This window comes from Promicromonospora sp. NPDC050880 (assembly GCF_044456525.1).
Classification (GTDB): Bacteria; Actinomycetota; Actinomycetes; order Actinomycetales; family Cellulomonadaceae; genus Promicromonospora.
In genome coordinates, this window is sequence record NZ_JBITFV010000012.1 from 152,083 (window position 1) to 176,043 (window position 23,961).

The 23,961-nt window shown below is 72.2% G+C and carries 22 protein-coding genes; 6 read left to right on the forward strand and 16 right to left on the reverse strand.

Annotated features, from left to right (window positions below; translation table 11 throughout):
* Window positions 1-111: 111 nt before the first annotated feature.
* The 3 genes from ACIBBF_RS18835 to ACIBBF_RS18845 all read right to left on the reverse strand — a co-directional run bounded on the left by ACIBBF_RS18835 (window position 112) and on the right by ACIBBF_RS18845 (window position 2,490).
* Complete coding sequence (locus ACIBBF_RS18835) at window positions 112-618, reverse strand: DUF1877 family protein (protein WP_397416253.1); 507 nt, start codon at window positions 616-618, stop codon at window positions 112-114.
* 174 nt (window positions 619-792) lie between these two features.
* Window positions 793-1,971, reverse strand: a complete 1,179-nt coding sequence (locus ACIBBF_RS18840) for a Vms1/Ankzf1 family peptidyl-tRNA hydrolase (RefSeq protein WP_397416255.1) — start codon at window positions 1,969-1,971, stop codon at window positions 793-795.
* Window positions 1,972-2,172: 201 nt separating this feature from the next.
* Window positions 2,173-2,490: a chorismate mutase gene (locus tag ACIBBF_RS18845; RefSeq protein WP_182618444.1), complete on the reverse strand. Its 318-nt coding sequence runs from the start codon at window positions 2,488-2,490 to the stop codon at window positions 2,173-2,175.
* A gap of 181 nt (window positions 2,491-2,671) precedes the next feature.
* Between ACIBBF_RS18845 and ACIBBF_RS18850 the strand changes: the two genes are divergently transcribed.
* Window positions 2,672-4,504, forward strand: coding sequence for an AMP-dependent synthetase/ligase (locus ACIBBF_RS18850; protein WP_397416258.1), 1,833 nt, complete (start codon window positions 2,672-2,674; stop codon window positions 4,502-4,504).
* A gap of 150 nt (window positions 4,505-4,654) precedes the next feature.
* On the opposite strand, the gene clpX is transcribed toward ACIBBF_RS18850, so the two are convergent.
* From clpX to ACIBBF_RS18895, 9 genes are all read right to left on the reverse strand, one after another.
* A complete protein-coding gene (clpX, locus tag ACIBBF_RS18855) occupies window positions 4,655-5,944 on the reverse strand; it encodes an ATP-dependent Clp protease ATP-binding subunit ClpX (RefSeq protein WP_397416260.1) in 1,290 nt (429 codons plus the stop codon).
* A 288-nt stretch (window positions 5,945-6,232) separates the two neighbouring features.
* Window positions 6,233-6,946, reverse strand: a complete 714-nt coding sequence (locus ACIBBF_RS18860) for an ATP-dependent Clp protease proteolytic subunit (protein WP_397416263.1) — start codon at window positions 6,944-6,946, stop codon at window positions 6,233-6,235.
* A 47-nt stretch (window positions 6,947-6,993) separates the two neighbouring features.
* Window positions 6,994-7,629: an ATP-dependent Clp protease proteolytic subunit gene (locus ACIBBF_RS18865; protein ID WP_397416265.1), complete on the reverse strand. Its 636-nt coding sequence runs from the start codon at window positions 7,627-7,629 to the stop codon at window positions 6,994-6,996.
* 233 nt (window positions 7,630-7,862) lie between these two features.
* Window positions 7,863-9,242 (reverse strand): trigger factor, encoded by a 1,380-nt coding sequence (tig, locus tag ACIBBF_RS18870; protein ID WP_397416268.1) that lies wholly within the window; start codon window positions 9,240-9,242, stop codon window positions 7,863-7,865.
* A 253-nt stretch (window positions 9,243-9,495) separates the two neighbouring features.
* A complete protein-coding gene (locus tag ACIBBF_RS18875; RefSeq protein WP_397416271.1) occupies window positions 9,496-10,326 on the reverse strand; it encodes a carbohydrate ABC transporter permease in 831 nt (276 codons plus the stop codon).
* On the reverse strand, window positions 10,323-11,243 hold the full coding sequence (locus ACIBBF_RS18880) for a carbohydrate ABC transporter permease (RefSeq protein ID WP_397416273.1): 921 nt from the start codon (window positions 11,241-11,243) through the stop codon (window positions 10,323-10,325). Before ACIBBF_RS18880 ends, ACIBBF_RS18875 begins: the two co-directional genes overlap by 4 nt.
* Window positions 11,240-12,544, reverse strand: a complete 1,305-nt coding sequence (locus ACIBBF_RS18885) for an ABC transporter substrate-binding protein (RefSeq protein ID WP_397416276.1) — start codon at window positions 12,542-12,544, stop codon at window positions 11,240-11,242. Before ACIBBF_RS18885 ends, ACIBBF_RS18880 begins: the two co-directional genes overlap by 4 nt.
* A gap of 73 nt (window positions 12,545-12,617) precedes the next feature.
* Window positions 12,618-13,751: a flavin-containing monooxygenase gene (locus tag ACIBBF_RS18890; protein ID WP_397416279.1), complete on the reverse strand. Its 1,134-nt coding sequence runs from the start codon at window positions 13,749-13,751 to the stop codon at window positions 12,618-12,620.
* Between the two features lie 41 nt (window positions 13,752-13,792).
* Window positions 13,793-14,182, reverse strand: coding sequence for a cupin domain-containing protein (locus tag ACIBBF_RS18895; RefSeq protein ID WP_397416282.1), 390 nt, complete (start codon window positions 14,180-14,182; stop codon window positions 13,793-13,795).
* 33 nt (window positions 14,183-14,215) lie between these two features.
* On the opposite strand from ACIBBF_RS18895, the gene ACIBBF_RS18900 reads away from it, so the two are divergent.
* The gene (locus ACIBBF_RS18900) at window positions 14,216-14,338 is read left to right on the forward strand and encodes a hypothetical protein (RefSeq protein ID WP_397416284.1); all 123 of its coding nucleotides are present in this window, start codon (window positions 14,216-14,218) and stop codon (window positions 14,336-14,338) included.
* On the opposite strand, the gene ACIBBF_RS18905 is transcribed toward ACIBBF_RS18900, so the two are convergent.
* The 4 genes from ACIBBF_RS18905 to ACIBBF_RS18920 all read right to left on the reverse strand — a co-directional run bounded on the left by ACIBBF_RS18905 (window position 14,335) and on the right by ACIBBF_RS18920 (window position 19,701).
* The gene (locus ACIBBF_RS18905) at window positions 14,335-15,441 is read right to left on the reverse strand and encodes a glycoside hydrolase family 5 protein (protein WP_397416287.1); all 1,107 of its coding nucleotides are present in this window, start codon (window positions 15,439-15,441) and stop codon (window positions 14,335-14,337) included. The genes ACIBBF_RS18900 and ACIBBF_RS18905 overlap by 4 nt on opposite strands.
* Before the next feature lie 131 nt (window positions 15,442-15,572).
* The gene (locus tag ACIBBF_RS18910) at window positions 15,573-16,235 is read right to left on the reverse strand and encodes a response regulator (protein ID WP_397416290.1); all 663 of its coding nucleotides are present in this window, start codon (window positions 16,233-16,235) and stop codon (window positions 15,573-15,575) included.
* Window positions 16,232-17,578 carry a sensor histidine kinase gene (locus tag ACIBBF_RS18915; protein ID WP_397416292.1) on the reverse strand — a complete coding sequence of 449 codons (1,347 nt, stop codon included), beginning with the start codon at window positions 17,576-17,578 and terminating at the stop codon, window positions 16,232-16,234. The genes ACIBBF_RS18910 and ACIBBF_RS18915 overlap by 4 nt, the downstream gene beginning before the upstream one ends.
* Window positions 17,579-17,580: 2 nt before the next feature.
* The gene (locus ACIBBF_RS18920) at window positions 17,581-19,701 is read right to left on the reverse strand and encodes a serine hydrolase domain-containing protein (protein WP_397416294.1); all 2,121 of its coding nucleotides are present in this window, start codon (window positions 19,699-19,701) and stop codon (window positions 17,581-17,583) included.
* A gap of 167 nt (window positions 19,702-19,868) precedes the next feature.
* On the opposite strand from ACIBBF_RS18920, the gene ACIBBF_RS18925 reads away from it, so the two are divergent.
* The 4 genes from ACIBBF_RS18925 to ACIBBF_RS18940 all read left to right on the forward strand — a co-directional run bounded on the left by ACIBBF_RS18925 (window position 19,869) and on the right by ACIBBF_RS18940 (window position 23,830).
* Window positions 19,869-20,408 carry a hypothetical protein gene (locus ACIBBF_RS18925; protein WP_397416296.1) on the forward strand — a complete coding sequence of 180 codons (540 nt, stop codon included), beginning with the start codon at window positions 19,869-19,871 and terminating at the stop codon, window positions 20,406-20,408.
* Window positions 20,405-21,427 (forward strand): proline racemase family protein, encoded by a 1,023-nt coding sequence (locus ACIBBF_RS18930; protein WP_397416298.1) that lies wholly within the window; start codon window positions 20,405-20,407, stop codon window positions 21,425-21,427. Before ACIBBF_RS18925 ends, ACIBBF_RS18930 begins: the two co-directional genes overlap by 4 nt.
* Complete coding sequence (locus ACIBBF_RS18935; protein WP_397416301.1) at window positions 21,424-22,359, forward strand: ornithine cyclodeaminase family protein; 936 nt, start codon at window positions 21,424-21,426, stop codon at window positions 22,357-22,359. The genes ACIBBF_RS18930 and ACIBBF_RS18935 overlap by 4 nt, the downstream gene beginning before the upstream one ends.
* Before the next feature lie 133 nt (window positions 22,360-22,492).
* Window positions 22,493-23,830 carry an FAD-binding oxidoreductase gene (locus ACIBBF_RS18940; RefSeq protein ID WP_397416302.1) on the forward strand — a complete coding sequence of 446 codons (1,338 nt, stop codon included), beginning with the start codon at window positions 22,493-22,495 and terminating at the stop codon, window positions 23,828-23,830.
* Window positions 23,831-23,961: the final 131 nt, after the last annotated feature.

A 23,961-nucleotide genomic window follows, 5' to 3' on the forward strand; every position in this document is an offset into this window, starting at 1 on the left:
GGGCCGATGGAGATTTGGGGCGACACAGAACGGGGCCGGGACGCCGATCGGCGTCCCGGCCCCGTTCTGTCTCGCCACGGTCTTCTCTCGGCACCTCTGGCACGGGCGCCGTCAGTTCAGCATCAGGACCACCGCGTCGCCCGCCTCGGCCGCCGCACCGTAGAACGCCGCAAGCTCGCCGTACGCCACCCCGAGGCGTTCGGCGTCCGTCTCCGCCGCGTGCTCGGCCGGGTCCGGGCAGACGTCCTCGTCGCAGACGTGGGCGGCGTCGGCGAGCGGCGCCAGGGCGTCGAACGACGTGCCCACCAGGAACGCGGCGGCCTTCGCCACGTCCTCCGGAGCCAGGTAGCGCACCGGCGTGATCCCGTCGGCGGGACCGAGCTCCGCGCCACCCTGCACCGGGTCGACGGGCATACCGCCGTGCACCCGCAGCACCGTGTGGAGCGGACCCCACACGGTGCCGATGCTGAAGTACCGGGCCTCCTGCGCCGGGAGGTCCTTCTGTACCCACTCGCCCGCGAGCTCGTCGATGTGCTCCAGCGCCCAGGTCAGGTCGGTCCGTGCCTTGTCGAAGTCGTCGGCGGCCAGCCGCGCGTACTCACAATGAATCATCCCCATGGCCCGAGACCGTACCGATAATGCGTTTCCGTGTGTATGGGCAAACCGGACACATTCCGATGCAACAATGTCTCATACGCGGTAAAACGGAAATTCCATCCGGGCGCGTGTCCGTTCTGGGGTTTTTAGCCTCCTGGACCCGGCCGAGAATTCACACCGAATTCACGCGGGGCGTCACTGCAGCCGGCGGTCGTCGCCGGACATGCTCGCGAGCACCTCGGTCGGCGTGCCGTCATCGCGCCACCGCAGGGTCGCCGCGACGCCGTCGATGAGCCCCACGGATCCCTCGGGCGCGAACGTCAGCCCGGCATCCTGGCCGACGGCGGCGCGCACGAGTGCCACCGACGCCGGGAGCTCCTCCAGCCGCTCCGTCACGCCGATGTCCTCCAGGTCGGACCGGGTCGCCGCGATGTGCATCGGGTCGGGGCCGATCCAGAGCATCCGCCCGTTCACGGCCGACCCGCCCGTGCCGTACTCCTCGGCCAGCACGAGGTCCTTGACCTGCCCGCGGGCCAGCACCGCGACGACGTCGTCCACCGACGTGACGGCGTTGGACTCGCGTCCGAGCTCCTGCCGCAGCTCGGCCAGCACCCGCTCCCGCCGTCGTTCCCGGTAGGAGTCGAGCGCCTCGGCCACGCGCTCCGCGAACGCGCTCTCGTTGACACCGCTGGTGCGTCCGCCGCCCGGCACCTCGACGACCATCTCGGACGTCGGCGCCGTCAGCGCGTCCCGGGTCAGCGAGACCGCGCGCACGTCCCCCGTCAGCAGCACCAGCTCGGGCCTGGTCTCGGCCACGTGGCGCTCGATCTCGGCCGCGACCGCCGCGGCGTTGCGCGCCCACGAGTCCTCGGCCCGGGACTCGATGCGCGACCGCTTCGTGCCGGTGGACGCCGTCTTCTCGATCTCGTCGTGCGGCGCCTGGAAGGTGCTGTGTACCTTTCCCTCGGGACCCACCCGGGCGAAGTCCGCACCCGCGCGGTCCACGGCGACCTTGAGCAGCTCCACGGACTCGTCGGCCGCCAGCGCGGCCTGCAGCAGGGCGGGCACCGGCGCCCACGAGCAGGTCGTCGAGGTGGGCGGGTTGCTCACCACGCGGTCCACCAGCACGCCCGAGTCGTCGGCGATGACGACCCTGCCGTGGGGTCCCGGGACCCTCGTCGGTCGCAGCACCACCTCGGCGATCGCGTCCAGCACCTGCGGGGTGGCCCCCTGCTGCGCCAGATCCTTGCGGGCCGCGTTCCATCGGCCCTCGACGTCGCGTTCGGCGGCCTGCTCGGACGGCGTCGCGTCGAGGTGCAGGGTCGCAAAGGGACCCTGGTGGCCGAGGAGGGGCTTGAGCCAGTCGATCTTCATTCGAACCTCCGCGTCTCCCGCCGAGGTCGAGGTGGCGCCCTACCGCACCCCTCGCCCCGGCGTTCCCTCCAGGAAACGACGGATCGCGGGTGCGCGCCACCCCCGTGCCGGAATTGGTTGTGACCCGGTCACCAAATATCCACCACTCGACGTCGATCACTCGTCAAGGCCGGGCAAAGTTGCCTCAAGGAGGATTCACCTTCAAGCGTAGGTGTCCACCTCAGGGAGGTTGTCGCCCTTGTGCTGCGCGGCGATCAGCTCGTGGTGGCGGATCACCTCGCTCACGATGAACTGGCGGAACTGCTCGGCGAACTCGGGGTCCAGGCCCGACTCCTCGGCGATGCTCGTCAGGCGGGCGATCTGCTCCTGCTCACGAGCCGGGTCCGCCGGGGGCAGGCCGCCGACCGCCTTGAGCTCACCGACCCGGCGCGTGACCCTGAACCGTTCGGCCAGCAGGTAGACCAACGCCGCGTCGATGTTGTCGATGCTCCCGCGGAGCCGGATGATCTCGGACGGCATCTCGGCGGGCACCGAAGCGCCGGTCGGTTCGTTGTCAGACACAGGAAGAGGCTAACCGGCCTGACCCCCGGCGGGCGAAGCCTGTTCCGACGTGAGACGTCGATCAGCTACAGTCTGCCGAGCAGGCACGCAACTTGGTGAAGGCCCCTCACCCCTTCCAGACTTCAACGGAGAGCAGCAGATGACACTCGTCTCGTCGCCGGCCTTGGTGAAGGTGCCTGAAGGCACCAGCATCAACACCATCCTCACGGACCGTGTGGCCCGCTCCGGAGACGAGACGCTCATCGAGCGGCGGGAGACCCCGGCCGGGCCGTGGATCCCCGTGACCGCGAGCCAATTCGAGGACGAGGTCCTGGCCGTCGCCCGCGGCCTCGTGGCCCGCGGCATCGAGGCGGGCGACCGCGTGGCGATCATGTCGCGCACCCGCTACGAGTGGACGCTGCTCGACTTCGCGATCTGGGCCGCAGGTGCCGTTGCCGTGCCGGTCTACGAGACCTCGTCGGCCGAGCAGGTCCGGTGGATCCTCTCGGACGCCGACGTCCGCCTGATCGTCGTCGAGTCCCACGCGCACGCCGAGACCGTCCAGCAGGTGCGCACCGCCCTGCCGGGCCTCGAGGACATCCTGGTGCTCGACGACGGCGCCGTGCTCGACCTGCGCCGCGCGGGCACGAACCTCTCGGCCGGCATCGTCGCCGAGCGGCGCTCGGCCGTCCGCCGGGACGACCTCGCCACCGTCATCTACACCTCCGGGTCCACCGGCCGCCCCAAGGGCGTCGAGCTGACGCACGGCAACTTCGCCCACCTGACCATGAACGCCGCCGTCGGCATCCCGGAGCTGCTCCAGGCCGAGAACGCCCGCACGCTGCTGTTCCTGCCGCTGGCGCACGTCTTCGCCCGCTTCGTCGAGGTCGCGACCATCGCCGGCCAGGCCGTGCTGGGCCACGCCCCGGACATCAAGAACCTCGTCGGCGACCTGGGCTCGTTCCGCCCGACCTACCTGCTGGCCGTACCCCGCGTGTTCGAGAAGGTCTACAACAGCGCGGAGCAGAAGGCGTCGTCCGGCCTCAAGGCGAAGATCTTCGCCTGGTCGGCCCGGGTGGCCGAGGACTACTCCCGCGCCCTCGACACGCCGTCGGGCCCCGATGCCCTGCTCAAGGCGAAGCACGCCATCGCCGACCGGCTGGTGTTCAGCAAGCTGAAGGCGACCATGGGCGGGCAGCTCAGCTGGGCCGTCTCGGGCGGTGCGCCGCTGGGCGAGCGCCTGGGCCACTTCTTCCGCGGCGCGTGCGTCACCATCCTGGAGGGCTACGGCCTCACGGAGACCACGGCACCCACCTCGGTCAACCTGCCGGGCAAGATCGTCGTCGGTTCAGTGGGCCCGGCGTTCTTCGGCACGGACATCGCGATCGCCGACGACGGCGAGGTGCTGCTGCGCGGCCCGCACATCTTCCGGGGGTACCGCAACCAGCCGGGGCTGACCGCCGAGGCGCTCGTCGACGGCTGGTTCCGCACCGGCGACCTCGGCCGCCTGGACGAGCACGGTCACCTGCACATCACGGGCCGCAAGAAGGAGATCATCGTGACGGCCGGCGGCAAGAACGTCGCCCCCGCCGTCCTCGAGGACCGCATGCGTGCTCACCCGATCGTGAGCCAGGTCGTCGTGGTGGGCGACCAGCGCCCGTTCATCGGCGCCCTGGTCACGCTCGACGCCGAGATGCTGCCGGGCTGGTGCGCGGCGAACGGGCTGCCCGCGCTGACCGTGGCCGAGGCCCGCGTGCACCCGAAGGTGCTGGCGGAGCTGGACAAGGTGGTCGCCCAGGCGAACGAGGCCGTGTCCAAGGCCGAGTCGATCCGCAAGATCACGGTGCTGGACCTCGACTTCACCGAGGCGAACGGCTATCTCACGCCGTCCATCAAGGTGAAGCGCGGCAAGGTCATCGCGGACTTCGCGGACACGATCGACGCCCTGTACGGCGCCCCGCTGGCCCGGACCGAGCCGGCGACCAGCCACTGACCCGCCGGTGCCGCCCGGCCGTGCTGCCCGCGGCACCGAAGGTGCGCTTCTACCCAGTCATGGGGCCCAGAACTCGTGTGAGTTCTGGGCCCCATGACTGGGTAGAAGCGCACTTCTGCTGCGCGCTCCCCCACGGCTGCGGGAGGGCTGTCAGGCGCTCTTCTCGCGGGGGTGACGGGAACGGACCGCGGTCTTGCGGGGGACGACGGTCGGGTTGACGTTGTCCAGCACCACGTCGCGGGTGATGACCACGCGCTCGACGTCGTCGCGGCTCGGCACGTCGAACATGACCTGCTGGAGCACCTCTTCCATGATGGCCCGCAGGCCGCGCGCCCCTGTGCCCCGCAGCAGCGCCTGCTCCGCGATGGCCTCGACGGCGGGCTCGTCGAACTCGAGCTCCACGCCGTCGATCTCGAACATGCGCTGGTACTGCTTCACCAGCGCGTTCTTGGGCTCGGTGAGGATCCGCACCAGCGCGTCACGGTCCAGCGGCGAGACGGAGGCGATGACGGGCAGGCGGCCGATGAACTCGGGGATCAGGCCGTACTTCTGCAGGTCCTCGGGCCGGACCTCGGCGAACAGGTCCTCGTCGCGGGCGATGGACTCCATCGGGGCGCTGAACCCGATGCCCCGCTTGCGGGAGCGGGCGGCGACGATGTCGTCCAGCCCGGCGAACGCGCCGGCCACGATGAACAGCACGTTCGTCGTGTCGATCTGGATGAACTCCTGGTGCGGGTGCTTGCGCCCGCCCTGCGGGGGCACGGAGGCCGTGGTGCCCTCGATGATCTTCAGGAGCGCCTGCTGCACCCCCTCGCCGGACACGTCCCGCGTGATCGACGGGTTCTCGGCCTTGCGGGCCACCTTGTCGACCTCGTCGATGTAGATGATGCCGGTCTCGGCCTTCTTGACGTCGTAGTCCGCCGCCTGGATGAGCTTCAGCAGGATGTTCTCGACGTCCTCGCCCACGTAGCCCGCCTCGGTGAGGGCTGTGGCGTCGGCGATGGCGAACGGCACGTTCAGCATCTTGGCGAGCGTCTGCGCCAGGTACGTCTTGCCCGTGCCCGTGGGGCCGATGAGCAGGATGTTGGACTTGGCGATCTCGACCGGGTCCTGGTCGTCCGGGCCGATGGAGCGACCGGCCTCGCCCGCCTGGATCCGCTTGTAGTGGTTGTAGACCGCGACGGCCAGCGCACGCTTGGCCGGGTCCTGGCCGATGATGTACTGCTCGAGGAAGTCGAAGATCTCGCGCGGCTTGGGCAGCTCCGTCAGGCCGAGCTCAGCCGCCTCACCGAGCTCTTCCTCGATGATCTCGTTGCACAGCTCGATGCACTCGTCGCAGATGTAGACGCCAGGTCCGGCGATCAGCTTCTTCACCTGCTTCTGCGACTTGCCGCAGAAGTTGCACTTCAGCAGTTCCGCGCCGTCACCGATTCGCACCACTACCTGTCTCCTCGCCTTGTGCATCCTCACGGAGTCCCGCACAGGCCGGCTGACCCAGCAGATCCGCAACGTCAAGCGGTCTCAGATCCATTCCACACCACCAGTGGCCCGTTGTCAGCCCGGCGGCCCGGCGGGTCGCTGAGGCGACTTTCACCACTTCATGACAATTTTGTCATGAAGTGTGCAGCAGGTCCCACAATGCCCGACGCCGGGGCTCGCGTCCAACCAGTATCGGTGGAGCTGCCCCGGCGTCGGCCGGTGCGGGACCGGCCGCGTCGACGTGATCGATCAGTTCGTGACGACCGCGACGGGCTTGCGCGACTGGAGCACCTCGTCGACCAGCCCGTAGTCCTTCGCCTGCTCGGCCGTGAGGATCTTGTCGCGCTCGATGTCGTCGCGCACCTCCTCGACCGACTTGCCGCTGTGCGTCGCCAGCGTCAGCTCGAGCCACTCGCGCATGCGGATGAGCTCGTTGGCGTGGATCTCGATGTCCGAGGCCTGCGCGTAGCCGCCACCCTCCATCGCGGGCTGGTGGATCAGCACGCGGGAGTTCGGCAGCGCGAGGCGCTTGCCCGGCTGGCCGGCGGCCAGCAGGACCGCCGCGGCGGAGGCCGCCTGGCCCAGGCACACGGTCTGGATCTGCGGCTTGATGAACTGCATGGTGTCGTACAGCGCCGTCATGGCCGTGAACGAGCCACCCGGCGAGTTGATGTACATCATCACGTCGCGGTCCGGGTCCTGGGTCTCCAGGACCAGCAGCTGGGCCATGACGTCGTCCGCGGACGCGTCGTCGACCTGGACGCCCAGGAAGATGATGCGGTCCTCGAACAGCTTGGTGTACGGGTCCTGGCGCTTGAAGCCGTACGCGGTGCGCTCCTCGAACTGCGGGAGCACGTAGCGGGAGGACGGCATGGCGCCGGCGGTGGCAAAGGGCATCCCCGCACCCGAACGGACGCCGGCAAGGCGCTCCGCGGCTGCGACGAACTGGGCTTCAGGGCTCACGGTAGTTCTCCTCTGTGGATCAGGTCTGGGTGCGTGGGTGCGGTCGGTCAGCTCGTCATGCCGCCGCCACCGGCCAGCGCGGCGGTCTCGACGACGTGGTCGACGAAGCCGTACTCCAGTGCCTCGGAGGCCGTGAACCAGTTGTCCCGGTCGTTGTCCTTGATGATCTTCTCGACCGGCTGGCCGGTCTGCTCGGCCGTCAGCTCGGCGAGCACCTTCTTCATGTGCATGATGAGCTGCGCGCCGATCCGCACGTCCGTGGCCGTACCGCCGACACCGCCCGACGGCTGGTGCATCAGCACGCGGGCGTGCGGCGTGATGTACCGCTTGCCCTTGGTGCCGGAGGACAGCAGGAACTGCCCCATCGAGGCCGCCATTCCCATCGCGACCGTCGCCACGTCCGGCTTGATGAACTGCATCGTGTCGTAGATCGCCATGCCGGCCGTGATCGAGCCGCCGGGCGAGTTGATGTACAGCCAGATGTCCTTGTCAGGGTCCTCGGCCGCGAGAAGCATCATCTGTGCGCTGATCGCGTTCGCGTTCTCGTCGCGCACCTCCGACCCCAGCCAGATGATGCGCTCCTTGAGCAGCCGGTTGTAGATGGAGTCGTTGAGCCCGAAGCCAGCACCCTCCGTCCGCGCCACCGGCCCAGCATCCATCCGCAGCAGATCGTTCACGTCCATCTCCTCGGTTCTGACTCTCGTCTGTGGACCACGTCCTACGACGTAGTGTCGCTCGACCCTAACGTGCCTCCGGCCGCCGGAACTCCCGATCCGGCAGCCGTTTCGCCTACAGCGCACCGGTGCTGCCCACGGCGAAGTCAGGGGTAACGCGGACGGCGGTCCGCACCCTCTCGCAGAGGGTGCGGACCGCCGTCGGGACGTCGTGCCCGGCCTGCCCGAGGCCGGGGCGGACGTCAGGCCTTCGCGGGCTCCGCGGCGTCGGAGTCGGCACCCTCGGGGGCGTCGGCGTCCTGCGCCTGGGCGACGGCGTCGGCGAGCGCGGCCTGGGCCTCGTCGGCCTCGTCCGAGCCGATGAACTCGCTCAGGTCGACGACGTTGCCCTCGGAGTCCTTGACCTCGATCTGGCGCAGCGCGACGGCGAGCGCCTTGGAGCGTGCCACCTCACCGACCATGGCGGGGATCTGGCCGCCCTGCTCGAGCGTCTTGATGAACTCGCCCGGCTCCATGCCGTACTGCTGGGAGGCGCTCACCAGGTACTCGACGAGCTCGCCCTGGCTGACCTGGACCTTGAGCTTCTCGGCGAGGGTGTCGAGCAGGATCTGGTTCTTGATCGCCTTGGTGGCGTCCTCGCGGACCTCCTCGCGGTGCGTGTCGTCCTCGAGGCGGTTCTCGGACTCGAGGTGACGGTGCACCTCGGCCTCGACCACGCCCGTGGGGACAGGGACCTCGACGGTCTCCAGGAGCTTCTCCATGAGGGCGTCACGCGCAGTGACGGCCTGGTTCGAGGTCTTGATGCCGGCGACCTGGGTCTTCAGGTCCTCCTTGAGCTCCTCGATCGTGTCGAACTCGGAGGCGAGCTGGGCGAAGTCGTCGTCCACCTCGGGCAGGTCGCGCTGCTTGACCGAGGTGGCGGTGACGGTCACGTCCGCCTCCTGGCCCTCGTGGTCGCCGCCGGCCAGCGGCGCCTTGAACGTGGTGGTCTCGTCGGCGGACAGGCCGGTGAGGGCCTCGTCCAGGCCCTCGAGCATGTTGCCGGAGCCGATCTGGTACGAGACGCCCGACACGGAGTCGACCTCCTCGTCACCGATGACGGCCTTGAGGTCGATGACGACGTAGTCGCCCTCGGCGGCGGGGCGGTCGACGCCCACCAGGGTGCCGAAGCGCTCGCGCAGGGCCTCCAGGCGCTCGGCCACGTCCTCGTCCGTGACGGTCGTGGAGTCGACGGTCAGGTCCACGTCGGCCAGCTCGGGGAGCTCGATCTCGGGACGGACCTCGACCTCGGCGGTGAACTTGAGCTGGCCCTCGCCGGCCTTGGCCGGGATCTCGGCCACGTCCACCTGGGGCTGGGCCAGCGGGCGCAGCTCGGTCTCGCCGAGCGCCTGCTGGTAGAAGCCGGAGAGCCCGTCGTTCACGGCGTGCTCGATCACGGCGGCCCAGCCGACCCGCTGGTCGATGATGCGCGGGGGCACCTTGCCCTTGCGGAAGCCGGGGACGTTCACCTGCTCCGCGATGTGCTCGTAGGCGTGATCGATGCTCGGCTTGAGCTCGTCGTAGTCCACCTCGACGGTCAGCTTGACCTTGGTGGGCTCCAAGGTCTCGACGGCGCTCTTCACTTCGATGGTCTCCAGAATGTCGGGGGTGCGCGCACGCCGGCGTACTGCCTCCCGGGTGGCGCGGGGATGCTCAACTCAGTTGCCGCTGCTCGCTGACAGCGCTGTGCGGCAGGCGCACGGGCAACCCGTCAATGGTACGCCTCGCGGCCACGGGCGCCGAATGCAGGCCGGTGGCATGCCGCACACCCACCAGCCTCCCACAGCCGGGCGCATACGCCACGGTTGTCAGCCCAGAGCGCAAGTGCGCCGGAGCTCAGCGCCCGATCCCTGCGGTGAGCCCCGCCACGATCTGCCGGGTCGCCACGAGGAAGAGGACCACGAGCGGCAGCGTCGCGATCACGAGGCCCGCGAACAGCGTGGACCACGACGTCTGGTACTCCCCGAAGAAGGTGGTCAGGCCGACGGGCAGCGTGTACTGCGCGCGGTCGCGCACCAGGATCAGCGGGTAGAAGAAGTCGTTCCAGATGGGCACGAAGCGGAAGACCACCACCGTGGCGACGGCGGGCTTCACGAGCGGCAGCAGCACCGACCAGAAGGTGCGCAGGGGTCCGGCGCCGTCGATCCGGGCGGCGTCCTCCAGCTCGTCGGGGAGCTGGCGCAGGAACGTGGCCAGCACGAACACCGAGAACGGGATGGAGACGGCCGCGTAGACCAGGATCAGGCCGGTGCGGGTCGAGGCGAGCCCGATGGTGTCCAGCAGGTAGAAGATCGGCACGATCATGAGGAACACGGGCATCATCAGACCGGAGACGAACACCTGCTCGATCACGGCCATGAGCCGCGAGCGCGACCGGGCCAGCGCGTAGGCCGCGAGCAGCGACACGGCGGTCGACAGGGCCACGGACGCCGTGGTGACCAGCACCGAGTTGAGGAAGTAGGTGGAGAAGGACGCCTCCACCCAGGCCTCGCGGTAGGCGTCGAACGACGGGGCGTGCGGCAGGCCCAGCGGTTCGGCCACCAGCTCCTGGTCGGACCGGAACGAGTTCCAGACCATGGTCAGCAGCGGCACCAGCGCGACGACGGCGTAGCCCCACAGCACCACGTTCACCACCACCCGGTTCAGCACCGGGCCGGACCGCCTCACGTCAGCCTCCGTTCGACGCCGCGGAACCACCGGGTGAACGCCACGGAGACGCCCACGATCACGACGAACAGCACGATCGCCACGGCCGACGAGATGCCGATCGCGTTGGACGCCCCCGAGTGGAACGCCGTGCGGTAGAAGAGCAGCGACATGACGTCGGTGGCGCCCGCCGGGCTGCCGCTGGAGCCGCCCAGGGCGTACGGGATGGGGAACGCCTCCATGGAGAAGATGAAGGTCAGCACGCTCACGGTGCCGATCACCGGCGTGAGCATCGGCAGGGTGACGTGCCAGAACCGCTGGGCCGACGTCGCGCCGTCGAGCATCGCGGCCTCCTGGGTGCTCGGGTCGAGCGCGCCGAGGGCGGCGCCGTAGACGAGCAGGGGGAAGCCGACCCACTGCCACGCCGTGACGAGCACGACCACCCACAGGGCCGTGTCGGGGTCGCCCAGCCAGGGCTGGGCCACGGCGTCCAGGCCGACGGCGCGCAGCAGGGCGTTGACCGGGCCGAAGAGCGGCGAGAGCAGCAGGGACCACAGGTAGCCGACCACGAGCGGCGAGACGAGGTACGGCATGGTGAACAGCACCTGGAACAGGCGGCGGAACCGCTCGCGCTGGTGCAGCACGTACGCGAGCAGGAGGCCGACGGTGTTCTGGGCCAGCATCGCCCCGGCGAACAGCAGCGCGTTGTGCCCGAACGCGCGCGGGAGCTGGCTGCGGTACGGCTCGGTGGTGAACAGCGCGACGAAGTTGTCCACCCCGGCGAAGGCCTCCTGCGCCGTGCCGCGCCAGGAGAACAGCGAGTAGGTCAGCGCGGTGGCCATCGGGTAGAGCACGAAGACGGCGAACAGCGCCGCGGCGGGCAGGAGGAAGAGCAGTGCGACGGACGTGGGCAGCGCCGCTGTGCGACGGCGGCTCACTCGCCCGGCGTCCACCAGGCCGACAGGCCGTCCTGGATGATGTCCGCCGCACCGGCCGCGTCGGTGTCACCGAGGAACAGCTTCTGGCCCGCCTCGCCCATCAGGTCGGTGCCGACCGGGTCGCCGTAGCGGTAGTCGACGAGCAGCAGGTACGGCGCGGGGTTCTCCTGGTACAGGTCCCACATCTCCTGCTGGAGGGGGTCGGAGTACTCGACGCCCGGGACGGGCGAGAACTGCTTGAGCTCGTCGGCCACGAGCTGCCCGAACTCGGGGCTCGCGAGCCAGCTCAGCAGCGCCTGGGCCTCCTCGGGGTGGTCCGTGGTGGCGGACAGGCCCCAGTTGCCGTCGGCATACCCCGGGGTGACCGGGTGGTCCAGCGCCGAGCCGGTCGGGGGCGGCACCTGGAACACGCCGAGGTCGAGGTCCGGGTTGGCGTCCTGGAAGAACGCCTGCTCGTACGAACCGCCGGCGAACATCGCCGCCTGCTCGGAGGTGAACAGCACCTGCGCGTCCGTGTAGGGCACCCCGGTCACGTCGTCGGGCATGTACTGCTGCAGGTCCGCGAGCGTCTGGATCGAGTCGACGTAGGCCGGGTCGGTGAAGTCGGTCGCGCCGTCCCGCAGGGCCTGCTGGAAGTCCGCGCCGCCGTACTGGGCGGCCGTCAGGGCGTCGTGCACCGTGGGCACGAACCAGCCGTCGCGGGCGCCCACCGCCAGCGGCGTCACGTCCTTCTCCAGGAGGGTGTCGTTCAGGGCGATGAAGTCGTCCCACGTCTCCGGCTCCTCGAGGCCGTTCTCCTCGAAGATCCGGGTGTTGTAGTAGACCTGGATGGTCTGGGTGGCCAGGGGCACGCCGTAGATCGCACCGTCCTGACGGCCGCGGGCGCCGTCGAGGGCAGCCTCGTCGAAGTCCGCGAGCGCGGGCACGAGGTCGTCGAGCGGCTCCAGGTTGCCGCCCTCGACGAGCGGCTGGAGCAGGCCGTAGGAGCGCACCTGCGCGATGTCCGGGCCGTCCGAGCCGGTCAGGCCGGTGCGCAGGATCTGGTCGTACTCGGTGTTGAGGTGAGCCTGGAAGGTCACCGTGACACAGGGGTTGGCCTTCTCGAACACGTCGAAGATCTGCTCGTAGGTCTTCACGTCCTCGGTGCGCCACGACCAGACGTCGAGCGCGACGGCGTCACCGTCGCAGCCCTCCCCCGCGACCGCGCCGGGCTCGGGGCTGTCCGCGGACGGCGCGCAGGCGCCGAGGGTCAGCGCCACGAGGGCAGCGGCGGCGGTGGCGAGGGTCTTTCTGCGGCTCATGCGGCGGACGCTGCCGGTCGGAGGTCGAGGTGTCAAGCATTTCGACCGAATCGATACGTCGTGTCGGGATCGGCTACCTGCCGCGGGTCGCGTGGCGCGCGATCCGCCGTGCGTCCGCCGCCATCTCCAGGAACATGCCGCTGATGGGGTTGGTGAATCCCGTGAAGTAGAGCCCGGGCGCGGCCGGACGGCCGTTGGTCGCCACGGGCTTGCCCCGCTCACCGAGCACCCCGAGGTGGCCGACGACGGGTTCGAGCGAGCGACGGTAGCCGGTGGCGGCGAGGACGACGTCGGGGGCCAGCCGGGCGCCGTCGGCCAGGACCACCTCGGCGCCGTCGAACCGCTCGACCGCCCCGACCACGCGCACCGTGCCGCTCTCGACGGCGGCGACCAGGCCGATGTCCTGCACGGGGATGGCGCCCTGGGCCACGCGCGTGGCCAGGCCCACCTCCGGGATCGGCAGGCCGAGGTGAGCCAGGTCGGGAAGGCCGGCCCGGCGGACGGGGACGCAGAGAGCGTCGACGAGGGCCGTCGGCAGGTGCCGGATGAGCAGGCCGGTGTACTGCGCGGCCCACGGCCCCTGGTTGCGCCGCACGATGTGCGGAGGCGTCCGCACGGCGAGGTGCACGCTCGCCGCGCCGTTCTCGGCGAGGTCCTGCGCGATCTCGGCGCCCGTGTTGCCCACGCCCGCGACCAGCACGTGCTTGCCCGCGTAGGGGGCCGGGTTGCGGTAGCGGCTCGCGTGCACGACGTCGCCGGGGAAGCCCTCCTGCCCGGGCCAGTCCGGCAGGTGCGGCGTGTGGTTGTAGCCGGTCGCGACGACGACGACGTCCGCGGTGCGGGTGCCGTCGGTGGTGGTGATCGTCCAGCGGCGGGCGGCATCGCCGTCGGCGGCGGAGCGGTCCAGCCGGGTGACCTCGACGCCGTGCTCGACGTGCAGGCCGTGGTGGGCGGCGTACGCCTCCAGGTAGCGGACGACGTCGTCGCGGGCGACCCAGCGGCCGTACTCCCGCGGGATCGCCAGGCCGGGCAGCTTCGACAGGCCGCGCGTGGTGTGCAGGTGCAGGCGGTCGTAGTGGTGCCGCCAGGCGTTGCCGACGTGCGCCGACTTCTCGAGCACGGTGACGTCGGCGCCCCTGTTCTGCAGGGTGGCTGCGGCGGAGAGGCCTGCGGGTCCGGCGCCGATGACGGACACGGTGAGAACCATGGAGGGAGCGTAGTGCGCGCCGCCCGGCGTCCGGCGGCCGCTCAGTCGAGGGGCGGGCCCGCGAGGAGGTCGTGGTCACGGAGAGCCAGGGTGTCTGCCGAGGTCTCGACGATCACCGCGAGCAGGTCCGTGGTCGCGGTCGTCCGGTGGATCTCGCCGGGCTCCCAGACCGCGGCCTGGCCGGGCTCGATGTCCCAGCGCTCGTCGGCGTCGCCGTTCGCGCCCCGCGACGTGACGACGCCCTCGCCGGCCAGGACGGCGAAGATCTGGAGGGACGTGGCCGGGTGCTCGCCCAGCACGCCGCCGGCGACGATCCGGGCAACGTTCACGGTGGTGCGCTCGGCGTCGAGCACCTGCGGCAGGAAGTCCATGTCGACGCCTGCACTGCCGAACCGGGAGATCTCTCGCGCCGGGAGCTGGATGATCCGCACCGGACGATCTTCTCGCGGGTCCCTGGGTTCGTCATGCCCGCAGAGCAGGCGCCAGGCGGGCTGGAGTTCGTTCCCGGCAGGCGCAGCGCCGCCACCACGCACGACGCCACCGCGCCGGCGGCCGCCACACCGGGCGGCCGCCGCCGGGTCGCCTAGAAGTCGTCCGGCGTGCGGATCTGGTCGCGGATCCAGGTGCCGGCCTCCTTGAGGCGGTCCGTGCCGTACGAGCCGCTGCCGCAGGTGCCCCCGGTGAAGACCGCGCCGGACCGGTGGTCGTCGGAGTAGTTCCAGTTGACCCAGCTGATCTTCTTCGACGCCGCCAGGTCGAGGTAGCGCTGCGCCATGGCGAAGTCGTTGGCGCCCTCCCCCGCGTAGTCCTGAGTGCCGAACTCCGTGATGAACATCGGGATGCGGTCCACGGCGCGGGACAGCGCGTCCAGGTACTCCTCGCCGTGCGACGCCGCGTAGAAGTGGAACGTGTACATGACGTTGGAGGCGTCGACCGGGTTGTTCACGACCTCGGACTCGTCCGCCCCGTCGGAGACGCCCAGCGAGGACCAGGCACGCGTGCCGAGCAGGATGACGGCGTCCGGGTCCTTCGCGCGGACCACCGGGACGATCTGCTCGTGGTAGCCCTTGATGGTCTGCCACGACACGCCGTTGGGCTCGTTGGCGACCTCGTAGATGATGTTGTTGTTGCCGTTGTTCCGCTCGGCGACGGCCGTGAAGAACGTCTTGGCGCGCTCGAGGTTGAAGGTGGGGTCGCCCGGGTCGAGCAGGTGCCAGTCCACGATCGCGTAGAGGCCGCGCTCGGTGAGCATGTCGATGTACCGGTTGACCAGGGCGGTGAACCGCGCCGGGTCGGTCTCGTAGCCGTCCTCCTGCACGTACGTCGAGATCCGCATGACGTCGGCGTTCCAGTCGTACGCGAGGGTGTCGAGCGACGCGTCGTCCACGCACTGCGCGTACCACTGGGTGCCGTGCGTGCTCATGCCGCGCAGCTGGATCTCCGTGCCCTGCTCGTTGCACAGCCGCACGCCGCACACGCTGAGCTGCCCGTTGGCCTCGACCGGTGTCACCGCCGCCGGTGCGGCGTCCGGCCCGTCGGACTCGGCCCCGGTACCGGCCGGGGCCTCGGCGGCAGGCCCGGCGTGGACGGCGACCGCCGGGGCCGACAGGCCCGGCGCGAGCGCGGCTCCTGTCGACAGCAGCGCGGCCGTGGCGACGGCGACGACGATCGGGGCGCGACGGAGGGCCATGGGAGACCACCTCGCTTCGGGTCAGGGCGACGCCGGCGGCGGTGCCGGCCTGCTGGTCGCAGCGACGCTAGCAAGCACCGGCCCGGGGTGAATATCGGGGATTCCCACACTTCCCGCGCCGGCGCCACCCCTCAGTACGCGGCGAGCCCGTTCTGGTAGGCCCAGACCACCGTCTGGAGGCGGTCGCGCGTGCCGATCTTGGCCATCGCGCGCCCCAGGTGGGACTTCACCGTGCTCGTCTCGACCACGAGCGCCTCCGCGATCTCCGCGTTCGACAGCCCCCGCGCGAGCTGCCGCACGATCTCCGCCTCCCGCGCCGTGAGCTGCGCCGCGGCGTCCGACGCCGGAGCGGCCGGGGCCTTGCGTCGCGCGAACTCCGTGATGACGCGGCGGGTCACCGCCTGGTCGATGAGCCCGTGGCCGTCGGCGAGGCGCCGGACGGCGTCGATCAGCTCCTCGGGCTCGCAGTCCTTGAGGATGAACCCGCCGGCGCCGGCCTCCAGTGCGCCGAAGACGTACTCGTCGAGGTCGAACGTCGTCACGACCAGCACGGCCGGCGTCGTCCCTCCGTCGTCCGGGCGGGCCGTGATCTCGCGCGTCGCGGCGAGCCCGTCGCCGCCCGGCATGCGCACGTCCATGCAGACGACGTCGGGGCGGTGCCGCCGCACGAGCTCCACCGCCGTCGGCCCGTCCGCGGCCTCGGCCACCACCTCGATGTCGTCGGCCTGTTCCAGCAGGAACCGGAATCCCGCACGGACCACCGCCTGGTCGTCGACGAGCACGACCCTGATCATCCCTGTCCCCCTTCGCCGGGCGCCGCGGGCGCGGCCACGGGCACCGTACCCGGGCTCTCGTGGTGCAGCGGGAGCGTGAGCAGCACCCGCCATCCGCCGGACGGCGTGGCGCCGGTGGCGAGGGTCGCCCCGACGAGCTGCGCCCGCTCCTGCATGCCGATCAGGCCCATCCCCCGACGGTTCTCGTCGCGGCCCGGCGTCGTGCCCGGGGCGGGACCGTTCACCACCTCCAGGGCGACCTCCCGCGCCCCGAACCGGACGGTGAGCCGCACCGGCGCACCGGGTGCGTGCTGGCGCGCGTTGGACAGCGACTCCTGCGCGACCCGGTAGAACGCCGCGTCCGCGATCGGGGCGAGCGGCCGCGGCGTCCCCTCGCGGACCAGCTCCACGTCCGCGCCGAGCGTCCGCGCCGTCCGCACCAGGCCGTCGAGGGCGCCGAGACCCGGCGGCGGCGCGTCGTAGGCGTCCTCGGCACCGGGACGTTCACGAAGCACCCCGACGATGAGCCGCAGGCTCTCGAGCGTCTCCTTGCCCTGCCTGCGGATCCAGGCGGCGCCGCGCTTCGCGGCCTCGGGGTCGCCGTCGATCTGCCGCTCGACCGCGGCCGCCTGCACCACCAGCCCCGAGAGGTGGTGCGCGGCGACGTCGTGCAGCTCGCGGGCCATGCGCGACCGCTCCGCGACGATCGCCGCCTGGGTGGTGGCCCGCTGGGTGCGCACGGCCTCGGCGGCCCGGAGACGGAGCAGCTCGGTGTAGCCGCGGCGCGTGGCGACCGCGTTGCCGATCAGGGCGCACACCAGGTAGGTGAGCACGCCGGACACGAGGTGGTTGAGCACCGGGACCATCAGCCCGTTCCCGGTGACGACGACCGTCCCCGCCGCCGCGAGCGCCGCGACCAGGGCCGCGGCACCCGTGACGGTCAGAGCCCGGCGGGCGGGCAGCAGCAGGCCCACGGTGTAGCCGGCGACGACCTGCGCGATGCCACCGATCGACAGGTCGTCCGGCGAGGCCATGATGATGACGACCTGGCACGCCACGACCAGGCCGAGGCACAGGACCGGCCGGACCCGGCGCAGCACCAGCGGCACCGCCTGCGCGCACACGGCCACCGCGAGCACCACGCCCTGCACCGGGCCGAGCACGAGGCCCTCCTGCCCGAGCACCTGCCCGAACAGCCCGGCCAGGAGGGCGGCGGTGACGGCCAGGACGGCCGCGGCCAGCAGGGCGTCCCGGGCGAGCACCCCGGTGATGCCCGCCCGGGTGAGCAGCGTGTCGAGCCAGCCGCGGCGGGGCAGGGGCAGCACCGGGTCGTCGCTCGCCGTGGGGCCGTCCGTCGTGGGCATCGTCAGTACGATACCGACGGCGCCAGCAGGCGGAACTCGACGGCGAACCACGCGACGCCGGCCAGGGCGAGCAGCACGAGGAGCGTGCCGAGCACGCGCCGCCAGCCGTGGCGGTGCCGGACGGCGTCCACGACCTGGAGCACCGCGGGGACGAGCCCGAGCACACCGACCGCCTGGACCGCCTGGAGCTGGCGCAGCGAGAGCTCGGTGACGTCCTGGAGGCTCATCACCGTCAGGACCGTGGCGGTCCAGCCGCCGGCGGCGAGCAGCACGGCGACGGCCGCGATCCTGGTCAGGAGCCGGGACGCCCGTCCGGTGCGCTCCGGCAGGGACGGCGCGCCCTGGGGCAGCGCCCGCCGGCGCACCCGGCGCCGGATCGCGCCGACCGGCCACGCGACGACCGTCACCAGCAGGATCAGCAGCGACACGCCGAGCACCGGGAGCGCGACGGAGGGGTTGCGCTCGGGCTGGGCGGGCAGCATCGCGAAGGCGCCCTCGAAGCCGATCGCGTCGACCTTCCCGTCCTCGACCCGTACAGCGACGGTGCGCTGCCCGCCGACCTCGCGGTAGACCCAGGGCGAGACCTCCTCGTAGACGGCGGGCTCGGCGCTCGCGGGGCCGGGGGTGAACAGCAGGCGCCCGTCCTGCCGGGCCGTGACCTGCGTGACGCTGAAGGCGTCGAGCATCGCGAGGAAGGTGCTGTGCATGCCGCGCGAGGCGACGTAGCTGCCCTCGACCAGGGCCGCGTGCTCGGCGGCGGTGGCCTTGTCGACGGTGCCGGCCGCGGGGGCGGCGTCGGCGGGGAAGTAGCGGTCGGTGAAGCCGTGCAGCACGGACTCCCGCAGGGTGAGGGTCGCGTACGGGGAGGCGCCCGTGCTGTTCAGCGAGACGAAGATGCCGGTGCGCTCCTCGGGGTAGATCTGCAGGTGGGAGTGGAAGTAGTTGGTGTCGCCGCCGTGACCGACGATCCGGTGCCCGTTGCGGCTCTCGTCGAACCAGCCGAGTGCCATGCCCGGGGCGCCCGCGAGCGTGCCCAGGGTGCTCTCGTCGAGCGCCGGGCTCTGCATGAGCTCGCGGGTGGCCGGGGTGAGCAGGGTGCCGGCGCCGGGTTCGCCGAGCTGGGCGAGCATGAACCGGGCCATGTCGGGCGCCGTCGCGCTCAGGGCGCCGGCCGGGGACGTCCCGACGATCTCGAACCCACCCGGCGCGTCGGCGGCGGACGGGTACCCGTTCGACATCCGGTCGCGCAGCCCGTCGGGCAGCGGCTGCTCGAACGTCGACGACGTCATCCCCGCCGGCTCCAGGACGTTGCGGCGGACGTACTCCTCGAACGGCACGCCGCTGACCCGCTCGACGATGTAGCCCGCCAGGGCGTTGCCGTAGTTCGAGTACGCGGGCACCGTGCCCGGCTCGAAGACCTGCTCGGGCGGTTCGGTGGCCAGCGCGTCGCGCAGCACGGGCGACTCGTCGCCCGTGCCGATCAGCCCGTCGATGCGCTCCTCGAAGCCCGCGGTGTGGGTGAGCAGGTGGCGCAGGGTCATCGGCTCGTCGAAGTTCCGCGGCACGTCGAAGTCGAGGTACTCGGCGACGTCCGTGTCCAGGTCGAGGTCGCCGCGCTCGACGAGCTGCATCGCCGCGGTGGCCGTGAACAGCTTGGACACCGAACCGGGGCGGAACAGCGTCCGCTCGGGGTCGACCGGTACGGGGTCGCCGCCCGTCGTCCCGGTGTCCGCGTACCCGTACCCGCGGGTGGTGACGATCTCGCCGTCGTGCACCACCGTGACGACGCCGCCCGCGATGCCCGCGTTCTCCAGCGCGGCCGGCAGCAGGCCGTCGAGCCAGGCCTCGACGTCGGGCCGGTCCAGGGTGTGGGCATCGGCCGGGGCCACCACGGGCGGTGGCGGTGTCGGCTCGGTGGCGGCTGCTGCGGGCGTGGCGCCGGCCGCCGGTGCGGCCGCGAGGCCGACCGCCAGGCCGAGTCCGACCAGCGCGGCGGCGACCCGGTGGGCGGCGCGCGGTCCGCGGGCGGACGGCGCCGGGCGCGGGACCACGCCGTGCGGGCCGGGCCGGGGCGGGCCGCCGTCGGGCAGCTCCGCGGGGGTGTGGGGGTGGGACGGGGACATCGTCGCGCTCCTCGGGTTCGGCGGGTGTCCGGACCGGTTCTTCCGGACACCACCACCCTGTCGGCCGGCCGCCCGCACCACATCGGGCACGGGTACCCACCTGACCTGCGACCTTTGGTGGAGACGATCTCCTCCCCGCGGAGGGCGTGCGTGAGTAGGCTCGGCGCGTGATCACCTCGGAGATGGTGTCGATCCTGTCGGTGGGGCTGCCGGCGGTGGGTGCGCTGGTGTCGGCGCTCGTCTCGTTCCTCGGTGTCCTGCCCGGCACGGAGCGCCGGCTGCACCGGCTGGTGGCCATCCACCGGGACATGCCCGACGGCCACGGCAAGGCGGCCCTGGAGGACGCGCTCAACGAGCTGGCGGTGCGCACGGCCCGCCGCGCGGTGTCGGGCCGGGTGGACCGCAGGCCGCAGCGCCCGCGCCGCCGGGTGGACGGGGCCAAGGTGACCATGGTCGTCATCGTGGTCCTCGTGGGCGGGGGCCTGGCCTGGTTCTTCTGGTGGCTCGGGACGCTGGCGCCCTGGGCCTTCCTGCAGTGGACGCTGTGGGTCGTGGCCGCACTGGTGACCGTGTTCACGACGTTCGTCGTGACGCTCGACAACGTCTTCAAGGACGACGACGCGGCACCGCGCCGGGGCACGGCGGAGCCCGCGGAGCCCGAGCCGGACCCCGACCCCGCTGCCTCCACCCCTGGGGCGGGCCGGTGAGCACGCCCGGCATCGCCACCACCGACTACCACACGGCGGGCGAGCCGTTCCGGATCGTTGCCGAGCCACCCGTGCCGCTGCCGGGCGACTCCGTCGCCGACCGGCGGGCCCGGGCGCTGGCCGACCCCGCGGCCCAGGGGCTGCGCCGGCTGCTGTGCTCCGAACCGCGCGGGCACGCCGACATGTACGGCGGGTTCGTCGTGCCGCCCGACGACGACGGCGCGCACCTCGGCGTCCTGTTCTGGCACAAGGACGGGTTCTCCACGGCCTGCGGGCACGGCACGATCGCCCTGGGCGCGTGGGCCGTCGACACGGGTCTGGTGGCGGCTCCCGACGACGGTACGGCCGACGTCGTCGTGGACGTGCCCTCCGGGCGGGTGACCGCCCGCGTGCACCGGGCGGGCGGGCGCACCGTGGGCGTCGACTTCGTGAACGTGCCCGGCTACGTGCTCGCCCGCGACCTGCTGGTGCCCACGACGCGCGGTGCCGCGTCGGTCACCCTGGCGTACGGGGGCGCGATCTACGCGAGCGTCGACGCGACGAGCCTGGGCCTCACGGTCGAACCGGCCCGCTACGCCGACCTGATCGCCGTGGGGCGCGAGATCAAGCAGGCGCTCGACGCCGACGGCGTGGCCGTCCACCCCGGCGACCCGCGGCTGAGCGGCGTGTACGGGACGATCCTCCACGAGGACCTCGGCGCCGGTCGTGCGCCCGACGTGCACCAGCGCAACGTGACGGTCTTCGCGGACGGGCAGGTCGACCGCTCCCCCTGCGGCTCCGGCACGGCCGCCCGGCTCGCCGTCCTCGCCGAGGACGGCCGGGTCGGCGTCGGCGGCCCGGTGCTGCACCACGAGTCGATCGTCGGGTCGTCGTTCACGGGCGCCGTCGTCGGCACGACGCGCGTCGGGGACCGCGCCGCGGTGGTCCCCCAGGTCAGCGGGACGACCTACCGGACGGGCGAGCACCGCTTCGTGGTGGACCCGGCCGACCCCCTCGTGCCCGGGTTCGTGCTGCGATGAGCGCGCCCCTCGTGCTGGACGCCGCGGCCGTGGCTGCCGCGTGCCCGCCCGCCGACGCCGTCGCCGCGATCGTGGCTGCCCTGCGCGGCGGGCTCGACCCTGCCGCCGACCTGCCCCGCCAGGCCGTTCCCGTGGCGGCCGGCGAGCTCCTGCTCATGCCCTCGGACGGCGGTGGCCGGGCGCACGTCGGCATCAAGGTCGCCACCGTGGCACCCGCCAACCCTGGCCGGGGCGTGCCCCGGGTCCAGGGCTCCTACCTGCTGCTCGACGCCGCCACGCTGGGCGTGGTCGCGGTGCTCGACGGCATCGCCCTGACGACGCTGCGCACCCCCGCCGTGTCGGTGGCGGCCGTGCTGGACCGGCTGGCAGCCGGGTCGGGGCCGCTGTCCGTGGCGGTGATCGGGGCCGGCCCGCAGGCGCACGGGCACGCCGCCACACTCGCGGGCGCGCTGCCCGGCCGGCAGGTCGCCGTCACCCAGCTCGTGCGCGACCCCACGCGGTCGGTGCCAGTGCGTGGGGCCCGCCTGGTCCGGCTCGGCACCACGGAGTCGGACGCCGCGCTGCGCGCCGCCGACGTCGTGGTCTGTGCGACGTCGGCCCGTGCGCCGCTGTTCGAGGCCGACCTGGTCGCGGAGACCGCCGTCGTGCTCGCGGTGGGCTCGCACGAGCCGGACGCGCGGGAGCTGCCCGCGGACCTGCTCGCCCGCGCCACCGTGGTGGTCGAGGACGTCGGCGCCGCCCTGCGCGAGGCGGGCGACGTCGTGCTGGCGATCGCGGACGGCGCGCTGGCCGCCGAGGACCTGGTGCCGATGCGTGACGTCGTCACGGGTGCCGTGCGCCCCGACCCCGCCCGGCCGCTCGTCCTCAAGACCACGGGCATGTCCTGGGAGGACCTGGTCGTGGCCCAGGCGGTGCTCGCGGGCGCGGGCTGAGGCGGGGCGTACCGGCGACACGCGTCGGGGTACCCGTGACCCGCGTCACGGACGGGCCCTGTCACATCCGCACGGGCTGCGGAGTCTTCCCTGGGTCCGGCCGGCACGCGGCCGGGTCCAGGGAAGGAACGTCATGAGTTCAGTGCACGAGACCCTTCGCCGTGACTTCGGCGGCACCATCATCGAACCGGGCGACGACGGCTACGACGACGCCGCCCGCACCGCGCTGGCGGCAGCGCACCCGGCCGTCGTCCTGCGACCCCGGACCGTCCAGGACGTGCAGGCGGCGGTCCGGTTCGCGGCCGGCTCGGGGCTCGCCCTGTCGGTGCGCGGCGGCGGGCACAGCTTCGCGGGCTTCGGCACCGGGGACGGCGTCGTCGTCGACCTGGGCGGCCTGGCGGCCGTGGAGGCCCTGGGCGACACGAGGAACACCGTGCGGGTCGGGGGCGGCGCCCACTGGGGCGACGTGGCCGCGGCCCTGGCCCCGCACGGCCTGGCGATCTCGTCCGGCGACACGAAGAGCGTGGGCGTGGGCGGGCTGACGCTGAGCGGCGGCATCGGGTGGAAGGTGCGCCGGTACGGGCTGGCCCTGGACGCCCTCGTCGCCGCGGAGGTGGTGCTCGCCGACGGCACGGTCGCGACCGCGAGCGCGGACGAGAACCCCGAGCTGTTCTGGGCGCTGCGCGGGGGCGGCGGCAACCTCGGCGTCGTGACCACGTTCGTGTTCGAGGCGCACCCGACCACCGACCTGTTCTTCGGCAGGATCACGTTCCCGGCCACCGAGGCCGCCGAGGTGCTCCAGGGCTGGGCGGAGTACCTGCGCACGGCGCCGGAGGAGCTCACGTCGATCGCGAACCTCGCCAACCCGTTCGCGGGCGGCCCGGAGGCACCGCTGGAGATCCACGTCGCATTCGACGGGGACGACCAGGAGGCCGCGGACCGCGCGCTCGACCCGGTCCGTCGGCTGGGCACCGTCCTGGTCGACGACGTCGCCCTGACCGCCTACCCGGACGTGCTGGTCGAGGGGGCCACGCCGCCGCCGGGCATCCGGGTGCTCGCCCACGACGGGTTCGTGGAGCGGGACCAGGTGCCAGAGGTGCTGCAGATCCTGGCGGAGGTCGGCACGTCGGCCGGGTCGCCGTCGATCGCGATCCGCACCGTCGGGGGCGCGGTGGCGCGGGTGGCGGGCGATGCCACCGCGTACGCGCACCGGCAGGCGGAGCTGATGGTGGCCACGGTCACGGGCGGGCCGGAGGCGGTCGTCGAGGCCGCGCGTCCGGGCGTGGAGGCGATCTGGGACAAGCTCACGCCGCACCTGCGCGGGGCCTACGCGAACTTCCTGACGTCGGCCACGGAGCAGGACGTGGCGGACGTCTACCCGGCCGGGACCTACGACCGGCTCGCGGCGGTCAAGCGCCGGTACGACCCCGCCAACCTGTTCGCGCACAACCTCAACGTACGGCCGGCGTAGGACGCGCGTGGTGGGGCCCCGCCCCCGGGGGCCCCCCCCCCCCCCCGGGCCAAAAGAAAATAGGGGGTAAAAAGCAACACCAAACAACCCAGACCCCCACCCCCCCACACCCAATGGTGGGTCTTGGCGGC

Bases quoted from the DNA above. Each gene is read 5' to 3' on its own strand.
- ACIBBF_RS18920 (WP_397416294.1), bottom strand. From the start codon at position 19,701: ATGTCCCCGTCCCACCCCCACACCCCCGCGGAGCTGCCCGACGGCGGC.
- ACIBBF_RS18915 (WP_397416292.1), bottom strand. From the start codon at position 17,578: ATGCCCACGACGGACGGCCCCACGGCGAGCGACGACCCGGTGCTGCCC.
- ACIBBF_RS18865 (WP_397416265.1), bottom strand. From the start codon at position 7,629: ATGGACGTGAACGATCTGCTGCGGATGGATGCTGGGCCGGTGGCGCGG.
- ACIBBF_RS18900 (WP_397416284.1), top strand. From the start codon at position 14,216: ATGCCCGCAGAGCAGGCGCCAGGCGGGCTGGAGTTCGTTCCCGGCAGG.
- ACIBBF_RS18940 (WP_397416302.1), top strand. From the start codon at position 22,493: ATGAGTTCAGTGCACGAGACCCTTCGCCGTGACTTCGGCGGCACCATC.
- ACIBBF_RS18910 (WP_397416290.1), bottom strand. From the start codon at position 16,235: ATGATCAGGGTCGTGCTCGTCGACGACCAGGCGGTGGTCCGTGCGGGA.
- ACIBBF_RS18935 (WP_397416301.1), top strand. From the start codon at position 21,424: ATGAGCGCGCCCCTCGTGCTGGACGCCGCGGCCGTGGCTGCCGCGTGC.
- ACIBBF_RS18845 (WP_182618444.1), bottom strand. From the start codon at position 2,490: ATGCCGTCCGAGATCATCCGGCTCCGCGGGAGCATCGACAACATCGAC.
- ACIBBF_RS18835 (WP_397416253.1), bottom strand. From the start codon at position 618: ATGGGGATGATTCATTGTGAGTACGCGCGGCTGGCCGCCGACGACTTC.
- ACIBBF_RS18840 (WP_397416255.1), bottom strand. From the start codon at position 1,971: ATGAAGATCGACTGGCTCAAGCCCCTCCTCGGCCACCAGGGTCCCTTT.
- ACIBBF_RS18890 (WP_397416279.1), bottom strand. From the start codon at position 13,751: ATGGTTCTCACCGTGTCCGTCATCGGCGCCGGACCCGCAGGCCTCTCC.
- ACIBBF_RS18885 (WP_397416276.1), bottom strand. From the start codon at position 12,544: ATGAGCCGCAGAAAGACCCTCGCCACCGCCGCCGCTGCCCTCGTGGCG.
- ACIBBF_RS18905 (WP_397416287.1), bottom strand. From the start codon at position 15,441: ATGGCCCTCCGTCGCGCCCCGATCGTCGTCGCCGTCGCCACGGCCGCG.
- ACIBBF_RS18850 (WP_397416258.1), top strand. From the start codon at position 2,672: ATGACACTCGTCTCGTCGCCGGCCTTGGTGAAGGTGCCTGAAGGCACC.